Origin of the sequence: Flavobacterium sp. 40-81 (genome assembly GCF_001898245.1) — a bacterium.
Lineage (GTDB): Bacteria > Bacteroidota > Bacteroidia > Flavobacteriales > Flavobacteriaceae > Flavobacterium > Flavobacterium inviolabile.
In genome coordinates this window covers 96,545-113,056 of record NZ_MKTM01000019.1, presented here as the reverse complement: position 1 = coordinate 113,056, position 16,512 = coordinate 96,545, and the positions used below count along the sequence as shown (strand labels likewise).

The window sequence follows — 16,512 nt, the reverse complement described above, 5'->3', positions numbered from 1 at the left end:
AGTTTAATGATGAAAACACCTAATTTTATACATGAAAAAACCAGCCAGGTAAGCCTGACTGGTTAATATATTTTTATTCTAAAATCTGTCAACCTATTTTAGGACGACTCATTTATAATTAGTTATTATTGTAATAATGACAATGGGCATTAATAAAGCAGCCGGGGCATTTCGGGTTGGTAGGCCGGCAGATCTCCCTTCCTAAAAAAGAGATACACATGCCAACATCTTCCCATAGCGTCCTGGGGAACAGCTGCATGAGCAGTTTTTCGGCTTTATTGCCGTCTTTTGTAGCAGGAATAAGCCCGATTCTCGGGGCAACTCTCAGTACATGCAGGTCCACAACAATACCAACAGCCGGTTTTACAAAGGATTCTTTCATGATCACATTGGCCGATTTTCTTCCGATACCTTTCAACTGGGTCAGGGTTTCCATTGTAAGCGGAATGTCTTTATCAGTTTTAATGAGTTGTGCCGTTTCCAGTATCCATGCGGATTTCATCTGGAAATGCCTGACACCGCTGATATATGGAAATAAATCGTCATGAGTGGTATCCTGAAGGCTTTCAAAATTGGGAAATCGCCGGAAAAGTACGGGTGCTATTTTATTGATATTGGCATCCGAATCCTGAGCGGATAATATCACCATAATAACCAACTGATACAGGTTCTGGTATTCCAGGGGATGTTTCCGGTCTTTATACTGTGTAATGATTGGTGCTAATTTCTCGGCCCAGCTTATGGAATCACTAAATAAGTCCATGGATTTATTCCTCTTTAAAATCGATAGAAAGCGAATTGACGCAGTAACGTATTCCCGTTTCGGTCGGACCGTCATTAAATACATGTCCGAGATGGCTGCCGCAATTGGCACACAAAATTTCAGTACGGATCATTCCGTGGGAAACGTCTTTTATATAGGCTACTTTTCCGGGAATGGATTCGTCAAACGAAGGCCAGCCGCAATGCGAATCAAATTTAGAATCGCTTTCAAAAAGCGGTTCACCGCAGGCACCACAGCAATAGGTACCGTTTTCAAAGTGGAGGTTGTATTTTCCGGTATGCGGATATTCCGTTCCTTTCTGACGAAGAATGCGGTAACGTTCTTCGCCCAATTCGGATTTCCATTGTTCTTCGGATTTGTTTATCGGATAACTCATTTTTTTGCAGGTATAAATTTAATGGATACAGAGTTGGTACAGAATCGTTTTCCGGTTGTCGCTGCCGGACCGTCATCAAAAACGTGCCCCAGGTGGCTGCCGCAGTTGGCACACAACACTTCGGTTCTGTCCATACCAAAACTATTGTCATGCTGGTAAATAACCGAACCTTTTATGGCCTGATCAAACGAAGGCCAGCCGCAATCGGATTTGAATTTGCTGTTGGAATTAAAAATAACCTGGCCGCAGGCTGCACAAACATATTTCCCTTTTTCAAAAGTATTCCAGTATTTTCCGGTAAAAGCACGTTCGGTTCCTTTATTGCGCAGTACTTCATACTCTTCTTTGGTTAGCTGTGCTTTCCATTCTTTGTCTGTTTTCTGGACGTTGAACTTTTTACCCGGTGTTTGCCCGAAACCGGAAAAAGCAGTCAACAATGCGATAACATAAATTAGATTTTTCATAACCTTTAGTGTAAAAATTCCATAATCCGTTTAATGACTTTACTATCGCCTAATATTTTTCGGTGACCCAGATCTTTGGTAATCATGAGCTGTCCGTCTTTTAAATGCTTGTAGATGTGGTGTGCCGCTTTTACCGGAACATCATCGTCGTCTTCGTCATGAATCACTAATACCGGAATAGTAGCCGTCTCTGCTGCTATATACGAAGAAAAGTTTTCCATGGTTTCGCCAAATTTGTGTTCAAACCGGGCTTTCATTCGCTGGCTGATTTCCTTTTTTAAACCCAATTTCAGGATAAAATCGTCCATAATGTCTTTTACAATATCACCGCTGCCAATGATAATTGCTTTTTTAACTTTCAGTTGTTGTTTGATGGCATTCATTACCGACATCCCGCCTAAGGAATGCCCGATGGCATATTCAAACGGCCCGTATTGTTTTTCAATCTCTAATATTGCAGCAATAAATTCTTTCATATTGCTGGTTTTTCCGGGCGATTTTCCGTGTCCGGGTGCATCAAAACTAATCGTTGCATAACCGGATTTTAGTAACTCATCGGCTATTTTTACCAATTGCGTACCGCGTCCGCTCCAACCGTGAACCAATAAGACTTTTTTATCGGAAGAACCGTAGTGATACAAAATCACCTCTTTTTGGATCGCAGGAACCATCAGTAATTCCTGGCGGCTGTTTTTATCCATTTCAAATTCTCTTTTGGGCGTTTTGTAACGGATTGGGGTTATAAACAATTTCATGGCAAACTGGGTTGCCAGATCTGAAGATACTTTTTCAAATAGTTTGGCCGTGAAAAGAATTACTTTGGGTATTTTAACGGATTGTTGGTGCTTTGGTTTATTTTCTTTCATTTTTGTATACTAAAACAGTTGCAAGTTAAGTTATAACTGTCGTTTTATTGATAAATTATTCTTAAAATATAGGGAAACGAAATCCGGTTCCGGAGAGAAGGAGCCTTGATTTTTGTTAGGATATTCATTACTAATTTATCAGGAATCACTAATTTTGTTAAAATTTAAAATGTATCCCTTATGAAAATGAATTATCGTTTAGTAGTAGCTGGTTTATTGGTATTGGGAATTTCCTGTGCTAAAAACCCTTTTACCGGAAAAAGCACTTTGGCATTAGTGCCGGATAGCGAAATTTATCCGTCTTCTTTTCAGCAATACAATCAGTTTTTAAGTGAAAATAAGGTTGTTAAAGGTACCAAAGATGTACAGCGCGTTGAAAATGTGGGAATGAAAATCAAAGCGGCAGCTGAAAAATGGCTGAACGCCAATGGATATCAGGGATATTTAAAAGACTATAAATGGGAGTACAATCTGGTAGACAGTAAAGAAGTAAACGCCTGGTGTATGCCTGGTGGAAAGATCGTATTCTACACCGGAATATTGCCTATTTGTAAAGACGATGCGGGAATGGCCACGGTAATGGGGCATGAGGTAGCGCATGCTTTATTAAATCACGGACAGCAGAGAATGAGTGCCGGTTTATTACAGCAATTGGGTGCAGCCGGTGTGGGTGCAGCTGTTGGAAATAAAAGTGCGGAAACCCAGCAGATTGCCATGACGGCTTATGGTGTAACCACACAATATGGCGGTATGCTGCCTTTTAGCAGAAAACACGAAAGTGAAGCCGATAAAATAGGACTAACCTTAATGGCAATTGCCGGATATAACCCGGATACCGCTGTTGCTTTCTGGCAGCGTATGGCGGCTAATTCCGGAGGACAGGCACAACCGGAATTTTTAAGTACGCACCCGAGTAATGAAACCCGTATAGCGGAAATCAGGAATCTAATTCCGCAATCAAAAGCGGAAGCGAAAAAATTTGGTGTTGTTTTTAAATAAAAAAATATAGTATCTTCGAAGCTGTTCAAAAAGAACAGCTTTTTTTATACCTATTTATGATACATCTTGAAAAAGGCAGCAAGAAACTGCTAAATGCATGGGCATTTTATGATTGGGCAAACTCTGTTTATGCCCTGGTAATCTCATCATCTATCTTTCCGTTATATTATGGAGCACTTTTCCGCATTAAGGAGATAGAAGAAATTCCGCTTTTCGGATTATCCATTCGCAGTGAAGCCCTGATCAGCTATATAACAGCTATCGGTTTTTTAGTGGTCGCTATTTTATCGCCGCTGCTTTCCGGTATTGCCGATTATTTAGGAAATAAAAAGACCTTTCTGAAGTTTTTCTGCTATATGGGATCGCTTTCCTGTATGGGATTGTATTTCTTTTCATTGGATAATATCATCATCGGATTGCTGACGTACATGCTGGCGTTGATTGGTTTTTGGGGAAGTCTGGTTTTTTATAATTCCTATTTACCCGATATTGCTTTTCCGGAACAACAGGACAGCATCAGTGCGAAAGGATATGGATTAGGCTATGTGGGCAGTGTTATATTGTTAATCATCAACCTGATCATGGTCATGAAGTTTGAAACCTTCGGCTTTGAAAACCAGCTAAAAGCAATGCAGTTTTCTTTTGTGCTGGTAGGACTGTGGTGGATGGGCTTTAGCCAGTATACTTATCGCTATCTGCCGGATTATAAAAACGGTAAAAAGATTCAGAAACAGATTATTTTTAACGGATTCAAAGAATTACAGAAGGTATGGAGCCAGTTAAAGGAAATCAAGCCGTTAAAACGTTATCTGGGCGCTTTCTTTGTTTACAGTATGGCTGTGCAGACGGTTATGATTGTTGCGGCCTATTTTGGTGAAAAAGAAGTCGCCTGGGGTAGTGACGAAAAAAGAACAATGGGATTAATTGTCAGCATACTGCTGATTCAGTTAATCGCTGTTTTCGGAGCCTTTATTACATCAAAAGCATCCGCGAAGTTTGGAAATATCAGGGTGTTGATGCTGATCAATTTCCTTTGGATCCTGATCTGTATCTATGCCTATTTTGTAGTAACACCAAATGAATTTTATATTGCAGCCAGCTGTGTAGGACTTGTTATGGGCGGAATACAATCGTTATCCCGATCTACCTATTCGAAGCTTATCCCGAAAACACAGGATACCACTTCCTTTTTCAGTTTCTATGATGTATCGGAAAAGATCGGTATCGTAATCGGTATGTTTTTATATGGCTATATTGCAGACATAACCGGGAAAATGCAGAATGCCATTTTGTTTTTAATTGTATTTTTTGTGGCAGGATTGATCCTGTTAACAAGGGTACCCAAAGAATAAAAAGAAGAAATTTTCGTTACTAAAGAATTAACCGTAATATTGTAATTAACTAAAATTGAAGTATGAAGAATATTAGAAATATAGGTATGGGCTTATTAATAGCCGGAGGACTTTTATTTACTGCTTGTGATGTAGAGCCGGTAGACGGAGCTTTGCTAACCAATAACGGAGGAAACACAGGTGGTGGCAATACCGGCGGAGGAAACACTGGTGGCGGTAATACCGGTGGCGGCAATATCACAGGGACGTATTTAATGACAGCCTTTAATACTTCTGTTCCTACCGATTTGAATGGAGACGGCACACCTTCAACCAATCAGATGAATGAAACAAACTGTTTTAACAATAGCCTGTTAGTATTGAATGCCAATAATACGTTTACGGCATCCTCCAATGGAATTGATATTGTTTCTGACGGAGTAACGGAAACGATGGAATGCTTTACCGATCCGAATCTTACCGGTACGTGGACTTTAACCGGTACTACTTTATCACTAACGTATACGGATGAAGGAGAAACCTATACAGATAATTATACGGTTTCCGGAAGTACGATAACAGCATCTGTTGAAGAAGGACAGGTTGTAGGTACTGCCAATGACGGTTCACCGGTTTACCTGACAGCGACTATCAGCATTGTCTATACAAAACAATAAAAATCAGGATACCTGTTTTAAAGCTGCCTTTAGGGCGGCTTTTTTTGTGTTTTTCACTAAAAAAACAGATATGTGATATCCGTATATTTTTGTTCAATTAAATAAAAAAAATTTGAAATAAACCGCTATATTTGGCGAAATTTTAACAAACTAACAAATTAAAGATGACAAAAATTAAACTTTTAGCAACGGTTTTCTTGTTTTTTACGGCATTTACTTTTGTTTCCTGTGAGGTAGAGTCAATTGACCCGGCATTGGCAGTTAATAATGGCGGAAACACAGGAGGTGGTAATACTGGCGGTGGCAATACCGGTGGTGGAACAAGTGGAGCATTTAAAGCAGATTTTGATGGACAGACTTTTACCGCTAATACTACTCAGGCAATTGTTAATGATGACTATATTGCTATAACCGGAATGAAGTCAACAGGAGAGTTTTTTCAGATTACAGTACCGGAAGGAACCGTTGGAACCTACACCTGGGATGATTATGATGAAAATTCAGGAGGTGTACAAGGTGGTTTTGCATTAATATACAGTCAGGCTTCCGGAAGTATTCCATATATGGGAGCAAGTGATCAATGGGGAGCATTTGCAGATGTTCCAGGCTATACTGATACAGCTGAAATTATAATAACCAGTATTGATACACAGAATAAAAAAATATCGGGTAAATTTAAGTTTACAGGAATCAGATATGCCAATGGAGTTACGATAGAAACAAAAGTATTTACAAACGGATCGTTCACCAATATTCCATATACTGCAGATGTACCTACAAATCCATCAAATAATAATACTTTTTTTGCAAAACTAAATGGGCAGAATTTTACTCCAACAAATATTTCTGCGATGTCTATGTCAGATAGAATCAATATTATTGGAAGAAAAGGTGCTGTTGAAAACATAGCATTATCTCTGAAAAGTAATGTAACACCAGGAACTTATAATTTAACCATGATTGGTGATTATTCGGGAAGATATACTAAGGATATGAGTCCGTTAGGAAATTTTGCATCCGATTCAGGTTCTGTGACTGTTATTAGTCATGATGTAGCAAATAAAAAAATAAAAGGAACATTCCATTTTGTCGCTACACTACCGGTTTTATCACCTGATACTCATAATGTAACAGACGGAACTTTTGATGTAACGTATCAATAATAGTAATAGGATCGAATTTATAAAATCTGAAGTATTCCTGCTAAAGAAGAAACAGATACAAAATAGCAATCGCGATATTCTTAATTAAGAAAGAGAATAAAGTAATACAAAAGCCCGGACAATGTTTGGGCTTTTTTATGGCACAAAGATTGATTTATATACAGGGAGTTAACGATAATCGCTGACGATTGGTTAACTATCAGTGTAATAGTTGTAAAAACTATTGCACAATTCACTATTTAATGACAAAATGACTTAAAAAAACTATGTCAAATCAAAAAATACTTACACTGGACAATTTGTCACTTCAGGAAATCGATACGGATGCAGAATTAATTCCGTTAATGACTCCTGAGGACGAGGAAGAGATGAATAATGAAGTCCTTCCGGTAGACCTGCCCATTCTGCCATTGCGTAACACGGTACTTTTTCCGGGTGTTGTCATTCCGATTACGGCAGGAAGAGATAAATCGATTAAACTGATTAATGATGCTAATTCCGGTGACAAGATTATTGGAGTAGTAGCGCAGAAAGACGAAAACGTTGAAGAACCTTCGGCAGCCGATATTCACAATGTGGGTACGGTGGCCCGTATATTACGCGTACTGAAAATGCCGGACGGGAATACCACGGTAATTCTTCAGGGGAAAAAACGTTTTGCTATCGATGAGGTAACTACCGAAGAACCGTATTTAAGAGCGACCATAAAAGAAGTTCCGGAAGAGCGCCCAACCGAAAAGGATAAAGAATTCAATGCGATAATCGAATCCATCAAAGAACTGGCTATTCAGATTATAAAAGAAAGCCCGAATATTCCAACGGAGGCTACTTTCGCCATTAAAAATATTGAAAGCAAATCGTTTCTGATCAACTTTGTTTCGTCAAACATGAACCTTACGGTGAATGAAAAACAAAACCTGTTGGCTGTAAACGACTTAAAGGACCGGGCACTGGAAACATTGCGTTTCATGAACCTGGAACTGCAAAAGCTGGAACTGAAAAACGATATTCAGTCAAAAGTTCGTTTTGATTTAGACCAGCAGCAACGGGAATATTTTTTGCAGCAGCAAATGAAAACCATCCAGGAAGAATTGGGCGGTGTTTCCCATGAAGAGGAATTAGACGAAATGCGCGAAAAGGCAAAGTCTAAAAAATGGAATGAAAAAATAAAAGCGCATTTTGATAAAGAGCTGTCAAAATTACAGCGAATGAATCCGCAGGTAGCGGAATTTTCAATTCAGCGCAACTATCTGGAATTGTTCCTGGAATTGCCATGGAATCAATATTCAAAAGATAAATTCGATTTAAAACATGCTCAGAAAATACTGGACAGGGATCATTTCGGACTGGAAGACGTTAAAAAACGTATTATCGAACATCTGGCAGTTTTAAAACTGCGAAACGATATGAAATCCCCGATCCTTTGTTTGTACGGACCTCCGGGCGTTGGTAAAACCTCAATCGGAAAATCTATTGCCGAAGCTTTAGGAAGAGAGTACGTTCGTATCTCATTAGGCGGACTGCGTGATGAAGCGGAGATCAGAGGACACCGGAAAACCTATATCGGTGCAATGCCGGGTAGAATTATCCAGAGTCTTAAAAAAGCCGGAACATCCAATCCGGTATTTGTATTAGACGAAATAGACAAATTATCCAGCAGTCATAACGGCGATCCGTCATCGGCTTTACTGGAAGTTTTAGATCCGGAACAAAACTCCGATTTCTACGATAACTTCCTGGAAATGGGCTATGACTTATCTAAAGTAATGTTTATTGCTACTTCAAACAGTATGAACAGCATTCAGCCGGCTTTGCGCGACAGAATGGAAGTGATTAACATGACCGGCTATACGATTGAAGAGAAAATTGAGATCGCGAAGCAGCATTTACTGCCAAAACAATTACAGGAGCATGGACTTACAGTAAAAGACCTGGTGATCGGTAAAAAACAGCTGGAAAAAATTACAGCAGGATATACCCGTGAATCCGGTGTTCGCGGACTGGAAAAGCAAATCGCTTCGATTGTCAGAAATGCAGCGAAGTCCATTGCAATGGAAGAAGCATACAACATTAAAGTTACCGATGAAGACATTATAAAAGTATTGGGCGCTCCTAAAATGGAACGTGATAAATATGAAAACAATGAAACGGCAGGTGTGGTAACCGGATTGGCCTGGACAAGTGTAGGCGGTGATATTTTATTTATTGAATCGATTATTTCCAAAGGAAAAGGTAACATGACGATGACCGGAAACTTAGGTACGGTAATGAAAGAATCGGCTACGATTGCTTTGGAATACATCAAATCCAATGCAGAAATGTTAGGCATCAACCCGGAAGTGATTGCAAATTACAACGTGCACATCCACGTTCCGGAAGGCGCAACGCCAAAAGACGGACCAAGTGCCGGTGTGGCGATGTTAACGTCCTTAGTATCGAGCTTTACGCAAAAACGCGTGAAGAAAAGCATTGCAATGACCGGAGAAATCACGCTAAGAGGAAAAGTACTTCCTGTAGGCGGAATCAAGGAAAAAATATTAGCAGCCAAAAGAGCGAATATTAAAGAGATCATCCTTTGTAATGAAAACAAAAGGGATATCGATGAGATCAAACCGGAATATCTGGAAGGACTGACTTTCCATTATGTGAAAGAAATGAGCGAAGTACTGGCTATTGCCGTAACAGACCAAAAAGCGAAACACGCTAAAAAGTTACTCGCAGAGTAAGGGATATCCTTTCCGGAAGCATCATAAAAGGCATACGTTAATTTAAAAATTAGCGTATGCCTTTCTTGTTTTATTTTTTACTGTAAGTAAAAAAATAATATCTTCGCAACTGCGTTATATAATTCAGAAACGAACATTTAAAATGTCAAAAAAAATACTGACTTCTTTTTTTCTTATCATCTGTACCTGTTCGTATGGGCAGATTGGAGGAAAATATACCTATCAGTTTCTGAATTTAGTTACCTCACCGCGTCAGGCGGCTTTGGGTGGTAAAACGGTTACGATATATGATAATGACGTTAACCAGGCGATCTTCAATCCGGCGACTATCAATGTAGAAATGGACAATCATCTTTCGGTGAATTACGGGAACTATTACGGAGAAGTTACCTATGGTACGGCTGCCTATGCCTATACCTGGGACCGGCACGTTCAGACCTTCCATGCCGGCGTTAACTATGTGAATTACGGAACCTTTGAAGGATATGACGAAAGCGGAACCCGTACCAATGACTTTACAGGAAGTGAAATTGCACTTTCTTTCGGCTATGCCTATAATATTCCGTGGACAGACATACATGTGGGCGCTAGTGCCAAACTGATATCCTCCACACTGGAAAGCTATAACTCTTTTGGAGCAGCGGTAGATATCGGCGCTATTTATGTAGATGAAGATAACGATATTAATATCGGACTGGCCGTTCGGAATGTGGGAACACAAATCACGACCTATGCCGGAATGCAGGAAAAATTACCGTTAGAGATCATTGCCGGAATTTCACAGGAAATGGCAAATGTGCCCATCAGGTGGCACCTGACCTTAGAAAACTTGCAACAGTGGGATATTGCTTTCTCGAACCCTAACAGGTCAGAAAACACCATTGACGGAGAAGTTAAAGAAGAAAAAGTATCTTTTATAAACAATGCGATGCGGCACGTTATTGTCGGAGCGGAATTGTTTCCCGGAAAAAGCCTTAATTTCCGTTTGGGCTATAACTTCAGAAGAGGTGAAGAGCTGTCCATTACCGATCAGCGAACCTTTGCCGGAATTTCTGCCGGATTCGGACTTCGATTCAATACCGTTAAATTCGACTATTCTTACTCGCGCTATACTTCCGCAGGAAATACCAGCCTTTTCGGACTTACGATTAACTTACAATAAAATACAAGCATTTTGAAAAAAATTACCATAGCAATAGATGGCTTCTCATCGACGGGAAAAAGTACACTGGCAAAACAACTGGCAAAAGAGCTGGGATATGTGTATGTCGATACCGGAGCAATGTACAGAGCGGTAACCTTGTTTGCCATGCAACAAAATATAATTTCGGAAAATCACTTCAATAAAGAACAACTTATTGCTGCTTTGCCGGAAGTGGAACTGCATTTTGAGTTTAATGCCCATCTGGGTTTTGCTGAAATGTTCCTTAATGGTAAAAATGTAGAAACAGAGATCAGAACCCTTGAAGTATCCCGCCAGGTCAGCAAAATAGCCGAAATTTCACAGGTGAGAGCCAAATTGGTGGAGCAACAGCAAAAAATGGGGGAGAACAAGGCGATAGTAATGGACGGTAGAGACATCGGAACCGTTGTGTTCCCCAATGCGGAACTGAAAATTTTTATGACGGCAAGTCCGGCAACCAGAGCACAGCGCCGTTATGATGAACTAACCGGAAAAGGACAGTCGGTAACTTACCAGGAAGTACTTCAGAATGTAACAGAACGCGATCAGATTGATACCAGCAGAGAAGATTCGCCATTGGTAAAAGCGGCCGATGCTTTTGAAATTGACAACTCTGATTTAAACAGAGAAGAGCAGTTCGAACTGGTTTTAAAACTGGTAGCAGAAAAATTAGCACAATAAACACCTTTAAATTATAATCCGAAATAAATGAAGTTTGTCTTATAACTTTTTTTATTTTGGATTTCTTCTTTTTATTAATAGCTTTACCAGCTTTTTTAAAATTAAATAACCCTAATTACAACATATAACATGAGTATAAAGAACCGTCTCATCTTAATGAATTTCTTCCAATTTTTTGTTTGGGGGGCATGGCTCATTACTATTGCAAATTATTGGTTTGGAACTAAGAACTGGGAAGGAACCCAGTTTGGACTGGTTTTCGGAACTATGGGAATCGCTTCTTTGTTTATGCCGACACTAACGGGGATTATTGCCGACAGATGGGTAAATGCAGAAAAACTATACGGAATACTGCACATCCTGTATGCTGCGGTTTTATTCTATATGCCGCAGGTAGGCACGCCAACAATGTTTATTTACATTATGCTTTTGGCAATGTGCTTTTATATGCCTACGATTTCCCTGAGTAATTCCATTTCCTATACCGCTTTAAAACAAAACAACAGTGATATTGTTAAGGATTTTCCACCTATCCGTGTTTTTGGAACCATAGGCTTTATCGTAGCCATGTGGATTACCAATTTAACCGGAAATAAGGCTACAGATTACCAGTTTTACATTGCCGGTATTGCCGCTTTGATCCTGGGAGTTTATGCCTTTACCTTACCAAAATGTAAACCGCAACGATTAATAAGTGAAAATGCGTCTATTACAGAAACATTAGGATTGGAAGCATTCAAACTGTTTGGTAATTATAAAATGGCGTTGTTCTTTGTTTTCTCCATGTTTTTAGGAGGAGCTTTACAGTTAACAAACGCTTATGGCGATGTGTATCTGGATGAATTCAAGCATTTCCCTAAATATGCCGATTCGTTTGTGGTAAAATATTCTACGATAATAATGTCGATCTCCCAGATATCGGAAACATTATTTATCCTGGCAATTCCGTTCTTCTTAAAACGTTTTGGTATCAAACAGGTAATGTTAATCAGTATGCTGGCGTGGGTATTGCGTTTCGGACTGTTTGCCTTTGGCGATCCGGTAAACGGTTTGTGGATGATTATCCTGTCCTGTATTGTTTACGGAATGGCGTTTGATTTCTTTAATATTTCCGGTTCCCTTTTTGTGGAAACCAATACCGATTCCAAAAACCGTTCTTCGGCTCAGGGATTGTTTATGATGATGACAAATGGTTTCGGAGCTATACTGGGAAGCTTTACTTCCGGATGGGCAATTGATAAGTACTTTACGAAATCATTCAACAATACAACCGAACTGTCTACTTATTTACAGACGGAAACAACAAATCCGTTAATGACGGAATTTATAAAAAATCACGGTATTGAAATTTCGGCAGATGGTGTTTTTAGCAGCGGTATCTTTATGAAAGACTGGCATAACATCTGGCTTACATTTGCGGCCTATGCTTTGATTATTGCGATTGCTTTTGCAATTATGTTCAAGCACAAGCATGATCCTAAGGATGTTGAAAACATTGCGCATTAATATATACAGAAACCGGTAGCGAAAGTGTACCGGTTTTTTTATGCCGGATGGGAACCGGGATTTTAAAAGACAATACCGGATAAAAGCAACGGAACGCTCCTTGGGCATACGGCTCATATCCAACAGAGTAGGTGTGATATCTTTTTTAATAAAGCTTTGTAAATCAAAAAAATAATATTACCTTTGCACACCTTTTGTGCGAAGAAGAGTTTCCTTTAGGTATCAACTATTTATGTAAAACACTTCTGTTGTTTTCTATCGCATTAAGAAACTCGAGAAAATACAGAATACAAATTTTTATCAGACATGTCTGAACAATTAAAAACACAAGAAGAGTTTTTAGCGAATTTTAACTGGCATAACTTCGAAGAAGGTATTGATGCTGTTGACGAGAAAAACTTACAAGAATTTGAAGATTTAGTAGCAAAAACTTTCATCTCTACAGATGCTGAAGAAGTAGTAGAAGGTGTAGTAGTGAGAATTACAGAAAGAGATGCTATCGTTGACATCAACGCTAAATCAGAAGGTGTAATTTCATTAAACGAATTCCGTTACAATCCAAACTTAAAAGTTGGAGACAAAGTAGAAGTATTAATCGACGTTCGTGAGGACAAATCAGGTCAGTTAGTATTATCTCACAAAAAAGCTCGTACAATCAAAGCTTGGGATAGAGTTATCGCTGCAAATGAATCAGGAGAAATTGTTAATGGTTTCGTGAAATGCAGAACTAAAGGTGGTATGATCGTTGACGTATTTGGTATTGAAGCTTTCTTACCAGGTTCTCAAATCGATGTTAAACCTATCCGTGATTACGATCAGTATGTAAACAAAACTATGGAATTCAAAGTTGTTAAAATCAACCATGAGTTCAAAAACGTTGTTGTTTCTCACAAAGCGCTTATCGAAGCGGATATCGAAGTACAGAAAAAAGAAATTATTGGTCAATTAGAAAAAGGACAAGTATTAGAAGGTGTTGTTAAAAACATTACTTCTTATGGTGTGTTCATTGACTTAGGTGGTGTAGATGGATTAATCCACATTACTGACTTATCTTGGAGCCGTATCAACCACCCAAGTGAAGTTCTTGAGTTAGACCAGAAATTAAACGTTGTAATCCTTGATTTCGATGATGAGAAAACAAGAATTCAATTAGGTTTAAAACAATTAAACGCTCACCCATGGGATGCTTTAGATGCTAAACTTGCTGTTGGTGATAAAGTTAAAGGTAAAGTAGTTGTAATCGCTGATTACGGTGCATTTATCGAAGTTGCAGAAGGTGTTGAAGGTTTAATCCACGTTTCTGAAATGTCATGGTCTACACACTTACGTTCAGCTCAGGACTTCGTGAAAGTTGGAGATGAGGTAGAAGCTGTAATCTTAACATTAGACAGAGAAGACAGAAAAATGTCTTTAGGTATCAAGCAATTAACGCAAGATCCTTGGACTGATATCACTTCTAAATACCCTGTAGGTTCTAAACACACAGGAATCGTTAGAAACTTTACTAACTTCGGTATTTTCGTTGAGTTAGAAGAAGGAATCGACGGATTAGTGTATATCTCTGATTTATCTTGGACTAAGAAAATCAAACACCCATCAGAATTTGTTAACGTAGGTGACAAATTAGATGTTGTAGTATTAGAATTAGACGTTGATGGTCGTAAATTATCATTAGGTCACAAACAAACTACAGCTAACCCTTGGGATCAGTATGAAGATGCTTTCGCAGTAGGAACTATCCACAGCGGAACAATTTCTGAAATCGTTGACAAAGGTGCTACAGTTGAATTTGGTGATGATATCGTTGCTTTCATTCCAACTCGTCACTTAGAAAAAGAAGACGGGAAAAAATTGAAAAAAGGTGATACAGCTGATTTCAAAGTAATTGAATTCAACAAAGAATTCAAAAGAGTAGTTGCTTCTCACACTGCTATCTTCCGTGAAGAAGAAGAGAAAAATGTGAAAGCTGCTGAAGCTAACGTAACATCAACTAACAATAGTGAAAAAACTACTTTAGGTGATATCGATGCATTAGCTGAATTAAAAGCTAAAATGGAAAAAGGAGAGTAATCCCTGATTCAGCATATATTTTAAAGTCCCGGGCAACTGGGACTTTTTTTGTTATAACTGCTTCGGGTTTGTTTAATAGTGCCTGTAATTAAAAAAAAATATTGCCGGCAATCTGCTGATTTCTTGTGGAATAACAAGCCGCTGGAAAATTAGTGCCTATTTTTTTTACTTTTTAAAAACCAGGATGAAGTTTGTTGCGTAAATGACTGTATAAACAATAAAAATTATACCATTTATGAAAACTTCAAAAATCTTATCCGTTGCATTTATTGCGTGTGCGTTATTTTTAGGAACAGCTTCCTTTGCACAAAAAGAAAAAACAGTAACCGTTGGCGGTGCCCCAATGTACCCTTCTAAAAATATTGTAGAAAATGCTGTTAACTCAAAAGATCATACCACTTTAGTAGCTGCCGTAAAAGCAGCAGGATTAGTGGAAACATTACAATCTACAGGACCTTTCACCGTTTTTGCCCCAACCAATAAAGCATTTGATAAATTACCAAAAGGAACCGTTGAAACCTTATTAAAACCGGAAAACAAAAAACAATTACAAACGATTCTGACCTATCACGTGGTTGCCGGTAAAATGAATGCAGTGGATATTGATAAAGCCATCAAAAAAGGAAAAGGTAAAGCAACGTTGAAAACCGTTAGCGGTGGTACGCTGACAGCCTGGATGAAAGGGAAAGATCTGTATATAACAGACGAAAGCGGAAACAGTGCAAAAGTAACCATTGCCGATGTGAACCAGTCGAATGGCGTGATTCACGTAGTAGATACCGTTTTATTGCCTAAATCATAATGTTTTTTTTGATTGTTGTAAAAGCCATATCGTTTGATGTGGCTTTTTATTTTTGAATAAAGTTGTGTTAATCTCTTTTGGGGATAGGGCGGTAAAACGAAAGGAATTGTATATTTGTGTGCAATCACTTCTAAATTGCATAAAATGATTTTATCAGAATTTGATTTTCATCAAAACTACACCACTTTTTTATTTGATTTTGATTACACTTTAGCCGATGCTTCAAAAGGAATCGTAAGTTGTTTTCACATTGTTTTAAACCGCCACGGCTGGACCGGCATAACCGATGAAGTTATTAAAAGGACAATCGGAATGACACTGGAAGATTCGTTTGCCGTATTGACGGGTATTCAGGAAAAAGAAACGCTTATGCGTTTGAAGCAGGAATACATTGAAGAAGCAGACGGAATCATGTCGGACAATACCTTTTTCTATTCGGATGCTATTCCTTTTCTAACCCGGCTGAAAGATCATCAGCGGCAAACGGGAATTATCTCGACCAAACAACGCTATATTATCAACGAATCCATCGTGAAAAACCAGGTGGAAACACTGTTTGATATTGTTATTGGTATGGAAGATGTAAGATGGGCAAAACCCAACCCGGAAGGGCTTTTAACAGCTATGAAACGGCTCAATGCCGTTCCGGAGCAGACGTTGTATTTCGGCGACAATATAATCGATGCCAAAGCAGCGCAGGCAGCCGGAGTGGATTTTGTAGGTGTGACAACCGGAATGACAGCAAAGGAAGACTTTCATCAGTATCCGTATAAAAAAATTGTTGCCCGGCTTTCGGATATTTTACCGCTAAAAAGTACTTTATAAAGAAATTTGTAAAGTGTCAGCAATAAAAAAGTCCCGGTTTTCCGGGACTTTCTGTTTAT

15 protein-coding genes are annotated in these 16,512 nt (G+C 38.9%); 11 read left to right on the top strand and 4 right to left on the bottom strand.

Going from position 1 to position 16,512, the window contains the following annotated elements:
• Positions 1-118: 118 nt before the first annotated feature.
• Genes BGO42_RS06465 through BGO42_RS06450 form a run of 4 tightly spaced genes read right to left on the bottom strand, consistent with a single transcriptional unit; the run spans position 119 to position 2,490 of the window.
• Complete coding sequence (locus BGO42_RS06465) at positions 119-763, bottom strand: endonuclease III domain-containing protein (RefSeq protein ID WP_273246677.1); 645 nt, start codon at positions 761-763, stop codon at positions 119-121.
• Between the two features lie 4 nt (positions 764-767).
• Positions 768-1,160, bottom strand: a complete 393-nt coding sequence (gene msrB, locus BGO42_RS06460) for a peptide-methionine (R)-S-oxide reductase MsrB (RefSeq protein WP_273246676.1) — start codon at positions 1,158-1,160, stop codon at positions 768-770.
• Positions 1,157-1,624: a peptide-methionine (R)-S-oxide reductase MsrB gene (gene msrB / locus BGO42_RS06455; RefSeq protein ID WP_177734683.1), complete on the bottom strand. Its 468-nt coding sequence runs from the start codon at positions 1,622-1,624 to the stop codon at positions 1,157-1,159. Before msrB (BGO42_RS06455) ends, msrB (BGO42_RS06460) begins: the two co-directional genes overlap by 4 nt.
• 5 nt (positions 1,625-1,629) lie before the next feature.
• Positions 1,630-2,490, bottom strand: a complete 861-nt coding sequence (locus BGO42_RS06450; protein WP_273246675.1) for an alpha/beta hydrolase — start codon at positions 2,488-2,490, stop codon at positions 1,630-1,632.
• A 180-nt stretch (positions 2,491-2,670) separates the two neighbouring features.
• On the opposite strand from BGO42_RS06450, the gene BGO42_RS06445 reads away from it, so the two are divergent.
• From BGO42_RS06445 to BGO42_RS06395, 11 genes are all read left to right on the top strand, one after another.
• Positions 2,671-3,489, top strand: a complete 819-nt coding sequence (locus tag BGO42_RS06445) for a M48 family metallopeptidase (RefSeq protein WP_394353027.1) — start codon at positions 2,671-2,673, stop codon at positions 3,487-3,489.
• Between the two features lie 56 nt (positions 3,490-3,545).
• A complete protein-coding gene (locus BGO42_RS06440) occupies positions 3,546-4,841 on the top strand; it encodes an MFS transporter (RefSeq protein WP_273246674.1) in 1,296 nt (431 codons plus the stop codon).
• Positions 4,842-4,903: 62 nt separating this feature from the next.
• Positions 4,904-5,497 (top strand): lipocalin family protein, encoded by a 594-nt coding sequence (locus BGO42_RS06435; protein WP_273246673.1) that lies wholly within the window; start codon positions 4,904-4,906, stop codon positions 5,495-5,497.
• Between the two features lie 164 nt (positions 5,498-5,661).
• Positions 5,662-6,660: a DUF6252 domain-containing protein gene (locus BGO42_RS06430; RefSeq protein WP_273246672.1), complete on the top strand. Its 999-nt coding sequence runs from the start codon at positions 5,662-5,664 to the stop codon at positions 6,658-6,660.
• Positions 6,661-6,926: 266 nt separating this feature from the next.
• Entirely contained in the window at positions 6,927-9,386 is a 2,460-nt protein-coding gene (lon, locus tag BGO42_RS06425; RefSeq protein WP_273246671.1) for an endopeptidase La, read from the top strand.
• Between the two features lie 142 nt (positions 9,387-9,528).
• A complete protein-coding gene (gene porQ / locus BGO42_RS06420; RefSeq protein WP_273246670.1) occupies positions 9,529-10,548 on the top strand; it encodes a type IX secretion system protein PorQ in 1,020 nt (339 codons plus the stop codon).
• Positions 10,549-10,560: 12 nt separating this feature from the next.
• Complete coding sequence (gene cmk / locus BGO42_RS06415; RefSeq protein WP_273246669.1) at positions 10,561-11,250, top strand: (d)CMP kinase; 690 nt, start codon at positions 10,561-10,563, stop codon at positions 11,248-11,250.
• 129 nt (positions 11,251-11,379) lie between these two features.
• Positions 11,380-12,756, top strand: a complete 1,377-nt coding sequence (locus tag BGO42_RS06410) for a nucleoside permease (RefSeq protein ID WP_177734675.1) — start codon at positions 11,380-11,382, stop codon at positions 12,754-12,756.
• A gap of 306 nt (positions 12,757-13,062) precedes the next feature.
• Positions 13,063-14,826: a 30S ribosomal protein S1 gene (gene rpsA / locus BGO42_RS06405; RefSeq protein WP_177734674.1), complete on the top strand. Its 1,764-nt coding sequence runs from the start codon at positions 13,063-13,065 to the stop codon at positions 14,824-14,826.
• A 235-nt stretch (positions 14,827-15,061) separates the two neighbouring features.
• Positions 15,062-15,628: a fasciclin domain-containing protein gene (locus tag BGO42_RS06400; protein WP_273246668.1), complete on the top strand. Its 567-nt coding sequence runs from the start codon at positions 15,062-15,064 to the stop codon at positions 15,626-15,628.
• A 144-nt stretch (positions 15,629-15,772) separates the two neighbouring features.
• A complete protein-coding gene (locus BGO42_RS06395) occupies positions 15,773-16,453 on the top strand; it encodes an HAD family hydrolase (RefSeq protein ID WP_273246667.1) in 681 nt (226 codons plus the stop codon).
• Positions 16,454-16,512 lie beyond the last annotated feature (59 nt).

Coding starts and splice junctions, on each gene's coding strand:
- BGO42_RS06410 (WP_177734675.1), top strand. CDS start 11,380: ATGAGTATAAAGAACCGTCTCATCTTAATGAATTTCTTCCAATTTTTT.
- lon (WP_273246671.1), top strand. CDS start 6,927: ATGTCAAATCAAAAAATACTTACACTGGACAATTTGTCACTTCAGGAA.
- porQ (WP_273246670.1), top strand. CDS start 9,529: ATGTCAAAAAAAATACTGACTTCTTTTTTTCTTATCATCTGTACCTGT.
- BGO42_RS06400 (WP_273246668.1), top strand. CDS start 15,062: ATGAAAACTTCAAAAATCTTATCCGTTGCATTTATTGCGTGTGCGTTA.
- BGO42_RS06430 (WP_273246672.1), top strand. CDS start 5,662: ATGACAAAAATTAAACTTTTAGCAACGGTTTTCTTGTTTTTTACGGCA.
- rpsA (WP_177734674.1), top strand. CDS start 13,063: ATGTCTGAACAATTAAAAACACAAGAAGAGTTTTTAGCGAATTTTAAC.
- BGO42_RS06395 (WP_273246667.1), top strand. CDS start 15,773: ATGATTTTATCAGAATTTGATTTTCATCAAAACTACACCACTTTTTTA.
- msrB (WP_273246676.1), bottom strand. CDS start 1,160: ATGAGTTATCCGATAAACAAATCCGAAGAACAATGGAAATCCGAATTG.
- BGO42_RS06465 (WP_273246677.1), bottom strand. CDS start 763: ATGGACTTATTTAGTGATTCCATAAGCTGGGCCGAGAAATTAGCACCA.
- BGO42_RS06445 (WP_394353027.1), top strand. CDS start 2,671: ATGAAAATGAATTATCGTTTAGTAGTAGCTGGTTTATTGGTATTGGGA.
- BGO42_RS06435 (WP_273246673.1), top strand. CDS start 4,904: ATGAAGAATATTAGAAATATAGGTATGGGCTTATTAATAGCCGGAGGA.
- msrB (WP_177734683.1), bottom strand. CDS start 1,624: ATGAAAAATCTAATTTATGTTATCGCATTGTTGACTGCTTTTTCCGGT.
- BGO42_RS06440 (WP_273246674.1), top strand. CDS start 3,546: ATGATACATCTTGAAAAAGGCAGCAAGAAACTGCTAAATGCATGGGCA.
- BGO42_RS06450 (WP_273246675.1), bottom strand. CDS start 2,490: ATGAAAGAAAATAAACCAAAGCACCAACAATCCGTTAAAATACCCAAA.